This is a genomic window from Neobacillus sp. 114 (assembly GCF_030127045.1).
In the GTDB taxonomy this organism is placed as follows: domain Bacteria; phylum Bacillota; class Bacilli; order Bacillales; family Cytobacillaceae; genus Neobacillus; species Neobacillus rhizophilus.
This window is the reverse complement of the sequence record NZ_CP126144.1, coordinates 453,113-469,878: the sequence shown is the minus strand read 5'-3', so window position 1 is coordinate 469,878 and position 16,766 is coordinate 453,113. Positions and strand designations below refer to the sequence as shown.

The 16,766-nt window shown below is 42.2% G+C and carries 14 protein-coding genes; 11 read left to right on the top strand and 3 right to left on the bottom strand.

Going from position 1 to position 16,766, the window contains the following annotated elements:
- Positions 1-47: 47 nt before the first annotated feature.
- Genes QNN06_RS02290 through QNN06_RS02280 form a run of 3 tightly spaced genes read left to right on the top strand, consistent with a single transcriptional unit; the run spans position 48 to position 3,748 of the window.
- A complete protein-coding gene (locus QNN06_RS02290) occupies positions 48-1,547 on the top strand; it encodes a spore germination protein (protein ID WP_213120784.1) in 1,500 nt (499 codons plus the stop codon).
- Entirely contained in the window at positions 1,537-2,643 is a 1,107-nt protein-coding gene (locus tag QNN06_RS02285) for a GerAB/ArcD/ProY family transporter (RefSeq protein ID WP_213120785.1), read from the top strand. Before QNN06_RS02290 ends, QNN06_RS02285 begins: the two co-directional genes overlap by 11 nt.
- On the top strand, positions 2,627-3,748 hold the full coding sequence (locus QNN06_RS02280; protein WP_284036878.1) for a Ger(x)C family spore germination protein: 1,122 nt from the start codon (positions 2,627-2,629) through the stop codon (positions 3,746-3,748). Before QNN06_RS02285 ends, QNN06_RS02280 begins: the two co-directional genes overlap by 17 nt.
- 42 nt (positions 3,749-3,790) lie before the next feature.
- On the opposite strand, the gene QNN06_RS02275 is transcribed toward QNN06_RS02280, so the two are convergent.
- On the bottom strand, positions 3,791-4,603 hold the full coding sequence (locus QNN06_RS02275; RefSeq protein ID WP_213120787.1) for a VOC family protein: 813 nt from the start codon (positions 4,601-4,603) through the stop codon (positions 3,791-3,793).
- A 135-nt stretch (positions 4,604-4,738) separates the two neighbouring features.
- Positions 4,739-5,305, bottom strand: a complete 567-nt coding sequence (locus tag QNN06_RS02270; protein WP_213120788.1) for an MOSC domain-containing protein — start codon at positions 5,303-5,305, stop codon at positions 4,739-4,741.
- Between the two features lie 201 nt (positions 5,306-5,506).
- Here QNN06_RS02270 and QNN06_RS02265 point away from each other — a divergent pair, with 201 nt between their 5' ends.
- The 3 genes from QNN06_RS02265 to QNN06_RS02255 all read left to right on the top strand — a co-directional run bounded on the left by QNN06_RS02265 (position 5,507) and on the right by QNN06_RS02255 (position 9,043).
- Positions 5,507-6,391 carry an SEC-C domain-containing protein gene (locus QNN06_RS02265; RefSeq protein ID WP_213120789.1) on the top strand — a complete coding sequence of 295 codons (885 nt, stop codon included), beginning with the start codon at positions 5,507-5,509 and terminating at the stop codon, positions 6,389-6,391.
- 95 nt (positions 6,392-6,486) lie between these two features.
- Complete coding sequence (locus QNN06_RS02260; protein WP_213120790.1) at positions 6,487-7,452, top strand: LacI family DNA-binding transcriptional regulator; 966 nt, start codon at positions 6,487-6,489, stop codon at positions 7,450-7,452.
- 301 nt (positions 7,453-7,753) lie between these two features.
- Positions 7,754-9,043 carry an NCS2 family permease gene (locus tag QNN06_RS02255; RefSeq protein WP_284036877.1) on the top strand — a complete coding sequence of 430 codons (1,290 nt, stop codon included), beginning with the start codon at positions 7,754-7,756 and terminating at the stop codon, positions 9,041-9,043.
- Between the two features lie 69 nt (positions 9,044-9,112).
- Here the strand turns inward: QNN06_RS02255 and QNN06_RS02250 are convergent, their stop codons facing one another.
- Entirely contained in the window at positions 9,113-10,495 is a 1,383-nt protein-coding gene (locus QNN06_RS02250) for an L-cystine transporter (RefSeq protein WP_213120792.1), read from the bottom strand.
- A 676-nt stretch (positions 10,496-11,171) separates the two neighbouring features.
- Here QNN06_RS02250 and QNN06_RS02245 point away from each other — a divergent pair.
- The 5 genes from QNN06_RS02245 (at position 11,172) to QNN06_RS02225 (ending at position 16,752) form a co-directional block, all read left to right on the top strand.
- The gene (locus tag QNN06_RS02245) at positions 11,172-12,155 is read left to right on the top strand and encodes a Gfo/Idh/MocA family protein (protein WP_284036876.1); all 984 of its coding nucleotides are present in this window, start codon (positions 11,172-11,174) and stop codon (positions 12,153-12,155) included.
- 102 nt (positions 12,156-12,257) lie between these two features.
- Positions 12,258-12,953 (top strand): response regulator transcription factor, encoded by a 696-nt coding sequence (locus QNN06_RS02240; protein WP_213120794.1) that lies wholly within the window; start codon positions 12,258-12,260, stop codon positions 12,951-12,953.
- Positions 12,950-13,954 (top strand): sensor histidine kinase, encoded by a 1,005-nt coding sequence (locus QNN06_RS02235; protein ID WP_217034296.1) that lies wholly within the window; start codon positions 12,950-12,952, stop codon positions 13,952-13,954. Before QNN06_RS02240 ends, QNN06_RS02235 begins: the two co-directional genes overlap by 4 nt.
- 100 nt (positions 13,955-14,054) lie before the next feature.
- Positions 14,055-14,816 (top strand): ABC transporter ATP-binding protein, encoded by a 762-nt coding sequence (locus QNN06_RS02230; RefSeq protein ID WP_217034295.1) that lies wholly within the window; start codon positions 14,055-14,057, stop codon positions 14,814-14,816.
- Complete coding sequence (locus QNN06_RS02225) at positions 14,806-16,752, top strand: FtsX-like permease family protein (protein WP_284036875.1); 1,947 nt, start codon at positions 14,806-14,808, stop codon at positions 16,750-16,752. Before QNN06_RS02230 ends, QNN06_RS02225 begins: the two co-directional genes overlap by 11 nt.
- Positions 16,753-16,766: the final 14 nt, after the last annotated feature.

Here is a 16,766-nt window from a genome sequence, read left to right as displayed (position 1 = left end):
ACTTTAGTAAAACATAAAATGTACATTTCATTCTGAGGGGTTCATCTATGAAACAGACATCCGATTTTGAGGATAAGAATGGACAACCTTCTACTAAGGATGTTGCCACTTTCGATGCCCGCATAGAATACATAAAGAATTCGTTCGTTAATACCGAAGACTTACTAATGCTCCCAGTTTCCTATAACAGCAGGAAAGGGTTTGTCATATATATTGCTACAATTTCAGACTCGGAAAAGATTCAAGAGAGTATTTTATTCCCTTTAATAAAATTTGGCGAATTGAATGCTGCGGATATTCCTTACACTGCCGAAACACAAGATAAAATAACGCTGCAAGAGTCCGTAAAGGCTTTATTAAAAGGGAATGCCGTTGTTATATTCAATGGCCTTGACGAAATCTTTTCTTTTAATACGATGAAAGAGATTTCCCGTAATCTTAAAGAACCTGATAGTGAGAAAACAGTTAGAGGCTCGCATGTTGGTTTTGTTGAAAACCTATCAACCAATATTGGCTTAATCAGAAAAGGGATTGAAAGCAGGCATCTAAAAATTAACTACCACCAGATCGGGGAATACACAAACACCCAGATAGCGCTTGTTTATATCGAAGGAATCTGTAACCCTGCTTTAGTAAAGAGACTAGAAGAAAGAATACAAACTCTATCCATCGATATGACATTCAGCCCCGGGTACCTGGAAGAGTTACTAGAGGACCAGCCATTCTCCCCTTTTCCTCATTTACTTTATACCGAACGACCCGACCGGGCGATTGCACAATTAATGGAAGGAAGAATCATCCTATTGTCTGAAGGTAGTTCTGATGCACTCGCTCTTCCTGTATCATTCTTTTCCTTCTTCCAAACATCGGATGATTATAACACCCGGATTATTACCGGTTCCTTTTTTCGTTTTCTAAGAGTGGTCTGTTTTCTGCTATCACTTCTATTACCTAGTTTATATATTGCGGTAATCGGGTTTCACTTCGAGATTATCCCGAAAGAAATTTTAGTACTGGTGAAAAGTTCGGTAGAAAACATCCCGTTTCCGCCCTTAATTGAAGCCATGGTTATGGCGTTTACCATCGAGTTAATTCGTGAAGCGGGAATTCGTCTGCCGACACCGATTGGACAAACCATTGGTATTGTAGGAGGTTTAATCATCGGGGATGCTATCGTTTCTGCAGGGCTAGTTTCCAACATCATGGTGATTGTCATAGCTCTTACAGCCATTTCCTCCTTTACCGTAGCATCCTATGAGATGAGCAATACGGTCCGGATTTTAACCTTTCCAATCATGCTGTCAGCGGCCACTTTCGGTTTTGCTGGAATTATCTTTTCCTTAATGTTTATTGTCGGCCACCTGTGTAAGCTTGAATCTTTGGGGACTCCTTACTTCACCCCAATTGCCCCGTTTAATTTACAGGGAATGAAGGACGCCATTATTCGATTTCCGATTTGGCTGCTAAAGGATCGCCCTCGGGAATTGCATGTGAAAAATAAAAAACGACTAAATCAACCTAGAAGATGGGAAAAAAATGAAAAATAAAGTTCAAATCACGAAACTCCAGATGATTACTTTTTTAATACAAACACAAATAGGAGTTGCCTTTCTATCCCTTCCTTATGAAATCCACCAAATAGCCAAAGGGGATAGTTGGATATCTCTTCTTCTAACAGGTCTATTTATGGAGATTCTTGTCCTTTTCTACCTTATTTTGTGCAGCAGGTTTCCTAACCAAGACCTTTTTCAAATTCTGCATTCGATGTTTGGAAATGCTATCGGAAAAGGCATTACATTCCTTTATATGGGTTATTTCTTATTTACAGGGGCAACCATACTTGTTTTATTTGTCCATATCTTAAAAAGGTGGATGCTCCCCTACACCCCAGCTTGGGTCATTCTTTTTTTGATGGCGTCCGTCGGCATTTACATCGCCATCGATAATTTAAAGGTAATCGCAAGGTTTTACTTCATCGCCACTTTTGCTTTGCTCGTATTTTTATTCATCACGCCTGTCGCTTTTAAAGATGAGAATATCCATTATATTTTGCCAATTGGCCAATCGGGGTTGATGAATATTTTAAAAGGAGCGTCCAATGTAACGTTAGCCTGGCAGGGGATTGAATTTATTCTATTAATATCTCCCTTTGTTTTGGCAAGCGGAAGGGAAAAGTTTAAAGCCGCTACCTTAGCCAATATTTTTATTACCTTTTTTTACTCATTCCTGACATTTGTTTGTTTAATATACTTTAACAATGAGGTAATGAAACTACTGCCTCAACCAGTCCTTTATTTGTTAAAATCTTTTTCTTTTAAAATTATTGAGAGGCCGGACTTATTCATCATTTCATTATGGATTATCCTTGTAGGAACCTCCTTTATCAGCTATCTTTACGGTGCCTCCCTGGCAGGGACCTTTCTCATAAAACGCTGGCCGAGGAAAGCGTGGGTATACCTGTCCGCTTTTACCTGCTTTGTTTTTGCCCTATTTTTTAATGGAGAAAATGAAATAGAGAAAGTGACAAAGACTGCAACCTACTCTGGCTATATCTTCTTTATGGCCATTCCAGTATTTCTTTTACTGCTTTCCTTTCTTTTTAAAAAAAGGTCAAAGGGTGAGGTTAATGCGGAACATTATTAAACGGTTCATCGTCCTTACAACTATTCCTTTCCTTTTATCAGGCTGTTGGGATCAACGGCTATTGAAGGAACAAAAATTAATCCTGCTCATCGGTTACGATAAAGGCCACAATGGAAAGATCATCTCTAACACCGACTATCCGATAAGCAAAGGAGTCCAAAATAATTCTGCTTCTACTACTAAGAGCACTATTCTGACAACGGAGGGGGAAACAGCTTTAGATACCTTGCTGCATGCCGATCTAAATATCTCCGAGAAAATCGACATATCCAAAGCCCAAGTCGTTCTTTTCGGTGAAGAAATGGCTAGACAAGGGCTATACAAAGAACTTGACCATATCTACCGAAACCCAAAAGGGGCTCTCGGGGCAAAAGTGGCTATCATTGAAGGAAAGGCAAGGGATGCTGTCCGCATTAAACAGGAAGAAGCAAATTTAAACGGACAATATTATGATGAATATTTAAAAAGCGGCGAGGCAACCGGCTTTTTTACAAACTACAACGTGCAATCGGTCTGCCCGTTATTACTGAAGCACACCAAAGATCCATTACTGCCTCTTCTAAAAATCAGCCCTGAACGGCATCGTGCTCGTTCCATCGGCATGGCACTGTTTAATAATGAAAAGATGACCGGCAAACTAAATGTTTCCGAATCAAAGATGTTTTTGTTGCTTAATGGAGAAAAAAAGCAAAAGGTTTCATTTTTATTGAACACGAACAATCAAGATAGCCAAAAGGAGTTTATTGTGATAGAGATTTTGAATAACCGCCAAAAAACAAAGCTATCTGTAAAAAACGAGGCGGTTACCGCCATATTGTCCAGTAAGCTTCAATATCGAATTACCGAATATCCAAAAGATCAATTAACCAACCCGATTCTTTTAAAAAAATTAAATAAAACCATCCAGAAACGATTAACAAAGAAAGCTGAAAAAACAATAGCCAAATTGCAAGCGGCAAATTGTGACGGGTTTGGAATCGAGGAAGAAATAAGGGTGCATCATCATCAACTTTGGAAGGAAAAGTACAAAAATGCGGACATTAAAAACATTCCAATAAAGGCTAAACTCGATTTGGAGCTTATTAACTCAGGAATTATCAATTAACAGTCGAAAACAGGGGGCCTGACCCCCTGTTTAACGCTTCCCTTATTTGAAACTCCAGTATCCCTTTAGCATTTCAAAGACACGTCTTTGGTTTGTAGCGGAAAGGTTTACTAAGAATGGAGTTTCCCCTTTTTCCTTCAGCACTTCCGCGACCATCCCTTCCCCAATAGGACTGCAAAACAAAAGCTCTGTTCCTTCCAATGCTATTTTTCCGCAGCGGGCATTTAATTCTTGGTCGATGAACTCCTCACTGATGGGCATATCGAGGAGTTTTTTCCAAACGGACAAGGTTTCGTCCAAATTATGGATCGCAAAAGCAACACCCTCAAATCGGACATGCCCCGCCGGATGGAGGTCAATGAGGCCTTGCTGGTCTAGTTCCGCCAACCGTTCCTCGTCCGATTTTTCCCATTGAATAAAGAAGGGAAGCCTCAATTCCGCCCCTTCATATTCCGGAAATAGCAGCGACCATCTAATAATCTCGCCGTCACCGCGGACTCGCTCTCCTGGAATTGGTCCATAAACCGTGAACCCTTTCTGTTTCAGCTGCTCTGCCAATGCTTCAATCTCATTTGTACGAATCGCAATTCTGGCCGGCCCCTCCCCATTATCCTTCGGAAGCTGTTCCACAATATGGGTAATCAATCGGTTGGCCTCATGCGTTTCCGCCCGCTGCCAATCCTCAATCCCCAAAAACTCTAAGTAACTTAATCCAAAATAACTTAATGTGTTATACGTTCCCCAAGACTCATGGCGCCCACCAGGTGCCACTTTTAAACCTACTTGTTCCAGAGGAGCGATAGCCTCCTCTGGCTTTTTGAAAAACCAAACCAAATGGTCGAAAGCTAATTGCATGTGAATAGGTCCCCTTTTTGAAAAATTCATTTCAGTGTATCGGCTTCATTCCGTAAATGTGGTATTAGCCCCCATATGCCTTTTATGAGAACAATTCCACTGGGTTATTTGCTCGTTTTGTTCTCATGGCATCACCTATTGCAATGGATTCATATAATCATTTACCAATATTTGTACCTCTTCACCTTCAGAAATGCCCCCCGGTCTCTCCACTGCACAAACGATACCCCGCCGCTTATACCCGGCACGGACAAAACGTGCGGCCAGCTTAGCATGGTCCGGAAAATGCTTTTGAATCTCCTCACCAGGGAAGATGCATGGCAGGTTTTCCCCCATGCAGATCAACCCAGCCCCGCTTGGGAACAATATCCGTGAGCCCAGCGTTAATTTGGTCAACTCCGGAAAGCCTTGCACCAATAGGTTTGCTCCCAGCCATTCCGGCAGAACATGCGGCACCCCTAACTCTTCCGCAATCTCGGCACAGTCTTCCTCTGAAACGACGGTAATCTGCCGGCGGTTCAGAATTTCCGTCCCCTTTGGATACATTGGCTGCCTGGAATCGGCCGCACACGTTACCCCGAAATGTCTGTCCCCTCGTATTCCGCCAAATTCAAGTTGTACTTCCGGAATCCTTCTGGTCACAAATGTGCCATCCTGATCCGCAATTAATATGGCCTTGATGTTTGCTTTTGCTTTTTTCATATCAAAATCCTCCCGTAAAAAATCCACTAATTCTACTTTACCTCAGGCTGACACTAAATCCAATTTTTACAAATCGGCCGCGTTCACACAATTTTCAGATTCATTTTTTCATAGATAAGTTATAATACGGTTGTCACCCCTAGAATATCTTCTCTTGCCCCTTTCAAAAAAATCCACTAAGAAAGCTGGTTGATTCGTTCTATGAAAAAACAATCTTTATGTCCGTGCGGCAGCGGCAAACCTCAGAAGAAATGCTGCGGTGATAAGCTGCAAATGAATGTATTTATACAACCTTTCGCTAATCCTGAGGAACGGGAAGAATTTTTAAAGAACATGGCGATAGGCTCTCAATTTCACCTGCGTTTCAGAGCGCACGTCCACTATTATGGAAAAGACATTCTCTCCTACAAACGTGAACAGCCTGCCAACAAGCTCCGCAATGAATTTCTCGAGATTTTTTCAAGCTTTATGACCGATACGTTAGAAGATTCTTGTCCTCCATCATGGAAAGAATGCGACTCCCCGTTCTGGGAAGAATTAATCTTCACTCATTTTCCTCATTGTATGAAAATTACGCCGCAAGAAAAAGAAACCGAAAAATTCCTGATGCAGTTAAAAAATTTCGTCCGCTGGCTGGATCGAAAGGTTGGCACTTCTTGGTATGGTCTTGTTAACCAATATGCGAATGAGGCCCGCTCTGACCTTAAAACCTGCGAACGCCTGCTAAATTACCTCTTTTTATGCGATTTCCCTCGGCTTCACCACAGTGAATTTAATCTCGAGTTGGCGATGCAAAAAGTCGAATATAAGTTTGACCAGTTTTCTGAACGGAAGGACAGTCTGTTTGAAGTGACCAGTAGAATTGAAGATACCATTGTGCTAACCGAATTCAACACCAACCGGACTTATTACATCAAAGGAATCCCCCGCCACTTGATTAGTCCGGGGCTCATAATGAACGGTTCCATCGGCCGCAAAAAGGGCGAAAAAGCATGGGAATGGTATCACACAGAGGGGATTTATCCGAACAGAGGCAGGAAGTATATGAAGCTGAACACCCCTGAACTAGAGCCTACTCACGTATAACACCCTAACGAAGTGATGCTATTCATTCTTCATTTTCCTTATAAAAAGTATTATACTCTTCCTAATAATAGGATCGATGGAGAGTGTCTGACACCTTGACTAATATCAGAGATTTAGCAAAAATGGCGGGCGTTTCCGTCACGACGGTATCTAGGGTGCTCAATAATCACCCTTATGTCAAAGAGGAAAAGCGCAAGGCTGTTCTTGATGCCATTAAGCAAAGCAATTACCAGCCAAATATTAACGCGGTTCATTTAAGCATGGGAAAAACCTTCCTTGTCGGTGTGATGGTTCCATCCATTGACCACCCTTATTTCGCATCGTTAATTAAAGGAATCTCCCATGAGGCATTGACACACAATTATAATCTGGTGCTTTTTCAAACCAACTATAAGGAAGAAAGAGAATTAGACGCCTTACAAATGTTAAAGCAAAAACAAATTGATGCGTTAATCATTTGTTCAAGAGCAAGCAGCTGGCCGTTGATTGAGGAGTTTCTTCCTTATGGGCCGATTGTCCTGTGTGAGGACACCAGGGGCAAAAAAGTGTCTTCTACCTTTGTGGATCACTATCAGACCTTCATCTATGCGCTTGAATATTTAATACAAAACGGACATCGAAAAGTTGGTTATTCCATCGGGAGAAAAACGGGTACAAACAGTAAGTTTAGAGAAATGGCCTATAAGGATTTTCTGAAAAAAAATCATTTGCCATTTGACCCTGCTTACGTTTTCGATAATTGTCTTTATTTTGAGGATGGCGAACGGGTCGTTGATACGATTGCAAGTATGGACGATCCTCCGTCGGCCCTCCTGGTGACAAATGATGATGTCGCTGCCGGAATTGTCACCTGCGCAAGGAATCGGCAGATTTCTATTCCGAATGATCTAGCGCTGATTGGATTTAATAACCAACCCATTGCAAAAATAATGGATATCACGACGATTGAAATCCCGCTTGTAGAAATTGGCAGAAAGCTCTTCCTTCAAGGAATTGCGGAAAACCAGGAAATTTCATATCAGGAGATACCTGTAAGATTGATTAAACGGGGTACTATCTAATCTCAAGACTTCCGGCCGGTTGATGTGACTGTAACTAGGTCTTTTTTTCAAAAATTACATTTAGCCCCTTGACCTGAAACGCGTTTCATACTCTATCCTAAATTTTGTAATACTGCAGCACTTAGCCGGCGTGATCGAATTCTAGAGCGTTACGGTGGGTGCTGCAGGCAGTAGCTGGAAGCAACCTCCTCTCTTGTCATTGTCATTTTCTGTGTTATAATATTCCCCGGCATAAGTTGATTCATAGAATTTTAACTTGATGCGGGCGGGAGAGGGACACACTAGAAAGTGTGATAAGAAAATGAAGGGAGTTTTTAAACTTAAGGAGCACGGAACAAGCTTGAAGAAGGAGGTTATTGCGGGGGTTACGGCATTCTTTTCCATTGTCTATATTATCGCTGTCAATGGAAGTATCCTGCAGGATGCAGGCATACCACTCGAAGCCGGAATTATCGCAACCGTACTATCTTCACTGATTGGCTGCGTGCTTGTGGCATTTATCGCCAACGCACCATTAATCATCGTACCAGGAATGGGGATTAATGCCCTATTCACCTATACAATTGTCGGAACGATGGGGCTGGACTACAAGGAGGCTCTGGCAGCCGTAGTTGTATCAGGCATTCTCTTTGTGATTGTGGCTTTCACGAAATTATCGGGCATCATCTCAAGAGCGATTCCGTCATCTTTAAAGGAATCCATTTCAGTCGGAATTGGCTTATTTATTGCCTTTATTGGCCTGCAAAAAAGCGGCATCATTGTTGGGAATCCGACGAACTTTGTGGCGCTTGGCAATTTGGCGTCCCCGATTGTAATGGCGTCGATAATTAATCTGATTATCACGTTATTTTTATTTTTAAAGAAAGTACCTGGGAATTTCCTGATCAGCATTATTTTAGGAACGATCGTGTCCTATCTTTTCGGATTGGTAGACTTTTCGAAAACCCACACCAGTTTTATTTCCTTTGCGGACTATAAAAACGTCTTCCTAAGTGCAGACTTTGGAAATATAACCACCATTCCGTTCTGGACAGCGGCTTTTTCACTGGTATTGGTGCTTGTTTTTGAAAATATCGGCCTGCTTCATTCCCAAGTAGACGGGATGCTGCAAGCGCCTGAAAAAAACGGAAAATCCTTAAAGGCCATTTCGATTTCCACAATCGTATGCGGATTATTCGGCACTAGTCCATCTGTATCAACGGTTGAAACGGCAGCAGGCATTACCGCAGGCGGAAGAACAGGTTTAACCTCGATTATCACGGGGCTGCTTTTCCTGGCATCGCTTTTCTTCATGCCGTTCATCAAACTGGTTCCGGCAACAGCAATCGCGCCAATCCTAATTATTATCGGCGGTTTAATGCTGACTAATATCGTAAATATCGATTTCACTGATTTTACGGAAGCCTTTCCGGCTTTTCTCGTGATTATCATGATTCCGTTAACCTACAGCATCGTTGATGGAATTGCCTTCGGATTTATCGCCTATCCGCTGGTAAAGCTGTTTACCAACAAGAAACATCAGCTTTCCCTATCAATCTATATTATTTCGATTCTTTTCTTGACGAACTTTTTACTGCACTCGATTGGTTAACAGCAAGTGCGTTTACTATATACAAAAAGCAGAATGCCATCCCAGCATTCTGCTTTTTTAATTACCATATTATGCTTCCGCTACGTTAGGCTGCTTGTAAACTTCACTATCGAATTCACCGGTTGCCTTACTTGTTAACACACCGGCAGTCATTGAACCGCTGACGTTTAGGGCAGTACGTCCCATGTCAATTAGAGGCTCAACAGAGATAAGAAGACCAACAATTGCAACTGGCAGGTTCAAGACTGATAGAACGATTAAGGCTGCGAAGGTTGCCCCGCCGCCTACACCGGCTACACCGAATGAACTGATTGCAACTACTATAATCAGAGTGATGATAAAAGAAATGCTTGTCGGGTCAATACCTGCAGACGGCGCTACCATGACTGCGAGCATCGCCGGGTAAATTCCTGCACAGCCGTTTTGTCCGATGGAAAGTCCGAAAGAACCAGCAAAGTTGGCAACCCCTTCAGACACACCAAAGTCTTTCGTTTGCGTCTTAATGGTCATTGGCAATGTTCCTGCACTTGAACGTGACGTAAAGGCAAACGTTAATGTAGGCATCCCTTTTTTCACATAGTTTACAGGGCTTAATTTTGCAAATGTTATAAGTAATAAATGTACAATAAACATCAAGATAAGCGCCACGTAAGAAGCGACGACAAACTTGCCTAATTTTACAATCGCGTCGTAATCACTTACAGCAGCCACCTTTGTAATGATAGCCAAAATACCGTATGGTGTTAATCTGAGAATGAGCGTTACCACCCTCATGACGATGGAATATAACGTATCGATTATTTTTGCAAAAAATTCAGCTTTCTCAGGTTCCTTGCGTTTTACCCCAAGATATGCCACGCCGATGAAAGCTGCAAAAATAACAACGGCAATCGTTGATGTTGGACGAGCGCCTGTTAAATCTAGAAACGGATTGCCTGGAATAAGTTCAACGATTTGCTGCGGCAGCGTCATAGTTTCTACACCAGCCACTTTTTCTTTCAATAGCTCATTACGGGCATTTTCGGCATCCCCTGCCGTTAACTTGATTCCATCAAGTCCAAATCCGAGCGCGGATCCAATACCGATAGCTGCGGAAACCGCCGTTGTCCCAAGCAGGATGGCAATGACAAGAAAACTGATTTTCCCAATATTTTTAGTCAGCTTTAATTTCGTAAAAGCTCCCACAATGGATATAAACACTAATGGCATAACAACCATTTGCAGCAGTTTAACATAACCGCCGCCGACAATGTTAAACCAGTTAATCGACTGTGTTGTTACTTCATGTGTTCCACCGTAAATAAGATGAATGAGAAATCCAAATACAAGACCTAAACCAAGTCCGGTAAACACACGTTTTGAAAAAGAAACATGCTTTTTTTGCATCATGAACAAGCCGAACATCAGTAAGAGAAGAACGACAACATTCACGATAATTAATATGTTATTCATTTCATAACCCCCTATTTAATACTTTCAAAGTTTAATATATAAAATCCTATGAGTCAAGTCGGAATTATTAATCCTTTAAAGCAATTAAGTTTTCACCAAATAATCCTATAAATAAGGGGCGCCCTCCTTATTAACGAAGGGCGCCCTCATAACTTATTTTATTATATTAATATAATTTAATTGTTTTCAATTTGAAACATTTATAGATCATATTGATATCACGCTACGCCCTCTACTTGCTCAAAGCCTTCCTGAAGATAAAGGGCTTTTGCCCGTTCATTCTCTCCATTAACTGAAAGAATCGTTCTTTGGTACGCTTTTTTTAGCGAGGCCTCCTATTGGACATTTTACGGATGCGGGTTCTCCGTTTTGTCCTTTAGAGACCTTCTATTGGACACCTTGCCTGCTCGGGATCTCCCTTTTGTCCTTTAGATGCCTTCTATTGGACACTTTACCAGCTCGGGCTCTCCGTTTTGTCCTTTAATGGCCTTTTATTGGACACTTTACGGGCGCAAAGTTTCGGTTTTGTCTTTTATTTTCTTCACGAAGAGCTAAACTTCCCCACTATTCAAAAGTGATGCACAAGAACCGTCCCCATGCCTCATTACTTATTTGGCAAGCCTGCCAAAATACATTATGATGTTAGAAGTATTTTGTTATTGGAGGACTTGAGCATATGAATATTGCTACTATTGGAACGGGTTCGATTGTGGATACCTTTCTTTCTGCATTAAATAATATAAAAGACGCCCAATGTGTGGCGATGTATTCCCGAAAACAGGAAACTGCCCAACCGTTAGCTGAAAAATATCAAATCCCTGCTATCTACACCGACATCGAAAAAATGTACCAGGACCCAGGCATCGACTTTATTTACCTGGCATCCCCAAACAGCCTGCATTACGAACAGGCGACCCAAGCTCTCCAACATGGAAAACATGTCATATGTGAAAAACCGTTCACATCGACCGTCGCAGAGCTTGAAAGCTTGATAGCACTCGCCAAACAAAAGAATTTAATGCTGTTTGAGGCCATCACAACCATTCACCTGCCCAACTATCAACTCATTAAAGAAAACCTGCCAAGCCTAGGGCAAATAAGGATAATCCAGGGCAACTACAGCCAATACTCTAGCCGGTACGATGCCCTGCTTGCAGGGGAGACACCGAATGTATTTAATCCGAAGTTTTCCGGCGGCGCCCTTGTTGATATCAACATTTATAACCTGCATTTCGTGATGAGCCTGTTCGGGACACCAGAATCCATCCGCTATACGGCAAATAAGCATGCGAACGGGATTGATACCTCAGGGGTACTTGTCATGAAATATCCCGACTTTATCGCCGAGTGCGTGGGAAGCAAGGATACACAAGGCCTGAACTTTGTCCTTATCCAAGGTGAAAAAGGATATATTCATGTTGAACATGGGGCAAATGGGTGTCAAAACGTCATCTTACATACCGATGGAACAGCCGTCACCTTAAACAATCAGACGACAGCGAACAAGCTTTATTATGAACTGCTTGCCTTCAAAGAAACGTATAAAAATCAGGACTTTGACCGCTGCTATGAACTACTCGATTACAGTTACTCAGTCATGAAGATGCTAGTTGCAGCTAGAAAGAACGCAGGCATCGTTTTCCCAGCCGACCAGCCATAATTTACAAAGGAGCCACTGAAGTTGGCTCTTTTTTTATAAATAAAAGGAAATTTTTGCTATACTATGTATTTGAGGAAAAACCAAAATAAGTTGGTGATACCAATGTTTAAACTATTATTAATTGAAGACGATGCTACTTTATTCAATGAAGTGAAGGAACGGCTATCCGGCTGGTCCTATGACGTGTATGGAATAACAGATTTTGCTCAAGTCATGCAGGAATTCACGGCTACCAAGCCTGATTTGGTCATCATTGATATCCAGCTGCCCAAATTTGACGGGTTCCATTGGTGCCGGATGATTCGTTCCCACTCGAGCGTCCCGATTTTATTTTTATCGTCACGGGATCATCCTTCGGACATGGTAATGGCGATGCAGCTTGGCGCGGATGACTTCATCCAAAAACCCTTTCATTTCGATGTCCTGATTGCAAAAATACAGGCGATGCTGCGCCGGGTTTATGATTACAGCAGTGACAGCCAAATCGAACTGAAAACCTGGTGCGGGGCGACAGTCGATTATCAAAAAAACACAATTGCCAACGACGCAGGTTCAATCGAGTTGACCAAGAATGAAATGTTTATCCTGAGGGAGCTTATTAATCAAAAGAATAAAATCGTCACGCGCGAAGCGTTAATCAAAAGCTTGTGGGACGACGAGCGGTTTGTCAGCGACAATACCCTAACAGTCAATGTCAATAGGCTCCGCAAAAAACTCGATGAGATTGGCATCGGTCATTTTATCGAAACGAAGGTGGGACAAGGCTATATGGCGGCCGATGAGGCGCAGCTGCCATGATAAAACATTTTTTAAAAGAACGGCGGAGCTGGATTCTACTCATTTTATCCTTAGAATTTCTCATCGTTTTTATCGCCTACATTGATTCTGCTATCCCGTTTTTGCCCGTCCTGTATATGGTTTTTCTGTCGCTCATCATCTTTGCGATTTTCCTAACCGTTCGTTACCACAAGGAGACTCACTTTTATAAAGGCCTGGAGGATTGGGAAAGCAGCCTTGATCTAACTGGCCTGCCGAAAAGCCGAAGCCCTTTTGAAAAAATTATTGAAAGGAGCGTCATCAGCCAAACCGATTCCCTCAAGTTAGAGGCTTCCTCTAATCGGATGACGCTGGAGCAGGAAAAGGATGAACTGCTATCCTGGATACACGAGGTAAAAACACCGCTAACAGCTATGTCTTTAATGATTGAACGCATGGAGGATAGCAAGCTGAGGGCAAACCTAAGATTTGAGTGGCTGCGAATTCATCTGCTGCTTGACCAGCAGCTTCACCAAAAGCGGATACCATTTATGGAAAATGACTTATATATCGAAAAAACAGATTTAAAGCCGATTATTTATTCAGAGATTAAAACGCTGCAATCATGGTGTATGCAAAAAGGGATCGGTTTTGATGTAGAGCTTGGCATCACCGAGGTACTGACGGATGCCAAGTGGCTGGCGTTTATTCTTAGACAGTTATTAACCAATGCTGTGAAATACAGCGAAGCCTCGGATATTTTCATCAAAAGCGGCCTTCAAGATGGACAGACCATACTTGAAGTCACCGATTTCGGCCGAGGCATTGACCCGCGGGATCTGCCACGCATTTTTGACAAGGGCTTCACCTCGACCACCAAACATCAAGACAGCGCGGCTACCGGCATGGGGCTTTATCTTGCAAAAAAGGCTTCCCAGCCGCTATTCATCCATATCGAGGTGCAATCCAAATTAGGAGAAGGCACGACATTTAGGCTAATTTTTCCAAAAAGAAATGAATTCCTTCATATCTCAGGCATGTGACAACATTGTCACATGCTTTGCCGCATTTGTTCGGCGAAACGAAGGAAGTGATCTACACGCACCTTTATACTAAAGCTATCCAAATAAGGAGTGTGTCGAAATGACAATTTTAGAAGCTAGTAAAATTTATAAAAGCTACGGCAATAAGTGGAATAAGCAGGACGTTTTAAAGGGACTTGATTTAAGTATTGAAAAAGGGGAATTCGTCAGCATCATGGGTGCCTCAGGCTCCGGAAAAACAACGCTTCTGAATGTCCTTTCTTCGATTGACAAATCAAGCAACGGTTCCATCAAAATTGAAGGAAACGAAATCACTCGAATGAAAGAAAAACAGCTAGCTGAGTTTCGGAAACATCATTTAGGGTTTATTTTTCAAGAATATAACCTTTTAGATACATTAACGGTAAAAGAAAACATTCTCCTGCCGCTGTCCATCACGAAAATGCCTAAAAAAGAAGCGGATCAAAAATTCGCCGAAGTTGCTGAAGAACTCGGTATTTACGAGCTCAAGGACAAATATCCAAACGAAATTTCCGGCGGTCAAAAACAGCGGACTTCTGCTGCAAGGGCGTTTATCCATGAACCAAGTATTATTTTTGCGGACGAACCGACGGGTGCGCTCGATTCCAAGTCGGCATCAGACCTGTTAAACAAGCTTAGCGGATTAAATCAACGGCGTAATGCTACGATTGTGATGGTCACCCATGATCCTGTTGCCGCCAGCTTCAGCAGCCGGGTCATTTTCATCAAGGACGGGCAGATTTACACCCAGTTAAATAAGGGCGAACAGCCCCGGCAGGCCTTCTTTCAAGACATCATGAAAACACAAGCGGTGTTGGGCGGTGTTCAATATGAACATTAATCAACTGATCCTTCGCAACCTGAAAAAGAACCTGAAAAATTATTTCTTGTATGTGTTTGCGTTGGTCTTTAGTGTAGCTTTATATTTCGCGTTTGTTACACTGCAGTATGACCCGGCGATGACGGAAGCGAAAGGGACCATCAAAGGAGCCGCCGCCATTCGTACCGCTTCTATTTTGCTTGTCGCAATTGTCTCCATCTTTTTGCTGTATGCCAACAACATTTTCATCAAGCGGCGGAGCAAAGAAATCGGATTATTCCAGTTAATCGGGATGACCAAAGGCCGGATATTTCGGATTCTCAGTGCCGAGAACTTTATCCTTTACTTCGGCTCCCTGATGATTGGCATCTTTCTCGGGTTTTCAGTGTCACGGCTAATATTGATGATTTTATTTAACATTACCGGCGTTGATGCAGTAGCCAGCCTTCATTTCTCATCAGAGGCATTCGTGCAAACAATGATCGTGTTTATCGTGATTTACCTGTTTATCATATTGATGAACTATCTATTTATCAAACGCCAAAGCATTTTAGCTTTGTTTAGGGTCATTTCATCGACAGAGGGCAAAGTAAAAAAATTATCCATGTTTCAAAACTTTATTGGGATTCTTGGATTGGTGCTGATTGCCACCGGCTATTATGTTTCTTCCAAGCTGTTCGGCGGAGATTTTACCACCATGCCGGCATTATTTGCGGCGATGACGGGAATTCTGGGATCAGTCATTATCGGAACGTATTTGTTTTATAAGGGTTCGGTCAGTTTCATTTTCCAACTCATCCGCAAACGCAAAGACGGCTACTTATCAATTAATGAAGTGATGTCGCTGTCCTCCATCATGTTCCGAATGAAATCGAATGCCATGTTATTAACGATTATCACGACTGTATCGGCGCTGGCAATCGGTCTATTATCGTTATGCTATATCTCCTATTATTCTGTTGACAAAACAGCCCAAAATAATGTGGCCGCTGATTTTGCTTTTATTACCGAAGGGGATGCAACGACATTTGAGACTGCTCTGGACAATGCAGGAATCGATTTTCATGAAAAACGTATTGAGGTTATTCAGGTCAGCGCAAACTTGAAGCCAATCCTAGAACGGAATTTGGAAGGAATGATGGTCGACCCTGCCGACATGCCTATGTCAGTCATCAGCGACAGATCTGTAAAAAATGTTGATGCAGCACCGGGTGAAACTATTTTTACCGGCTATAGTGATTTGCTGCAGAAGTTTATGACCTTAAAGGATTCGGGAACGATTGAATTTAAGGGGCTTCAACAAGTGATTCCGTTAAAATACTCGGGACTGGAAAAAGAGTTCGTCATTTCCTGGTACTACACAGCTGGCGGTTCACCGACTGCCATTGTTGATGATGCTGTTTTTCAGCGATTGAAACAGGATCTGGATCCAAAAGTTCAACAAAAATCATCCCTTTTCATAGGTATTAATTTAAAAAATGAGCAGCAGCTTGAAAAAGCCAATAAGATCTTCTCTAGTCTGCATTTTAGCAGCGACCATGGAAATGATTCCCGTCTCGACCTGATCAAAGAGCAGAAAAAGAATATGGGGCTGGCCATGTTTATTGTTGGCTTCCTTGGGTTAACCTTTTTGATTACTTCCGGCTGTATTCTTTATTTTAAGCAGATGGGAGAAAGTGAAGAGGAAAAGCCAAATTATACGATTTTACGAAAACTTGGTTTTACACAAGGGGATTTGTTAAGAGGAATTCAAGGAAAGCAGCTCTTTAGCTTTGGCATTCCGTTAGCGGTTGGCCTGGCACACGGTTATTTTGCGGTTCAATCCGGTTGGTTTTTGTTTGGTGCAGAGGTTTGGACACCGATGCTGGTTGTGATGCTGTTGTATGCGGCACTCTACTCCATTTTTGGTGTCCTTTCGGTTGCTTATTACAAAAAGGTGATAAACGAAGCACTTTAAAAAAAATGGCCTCA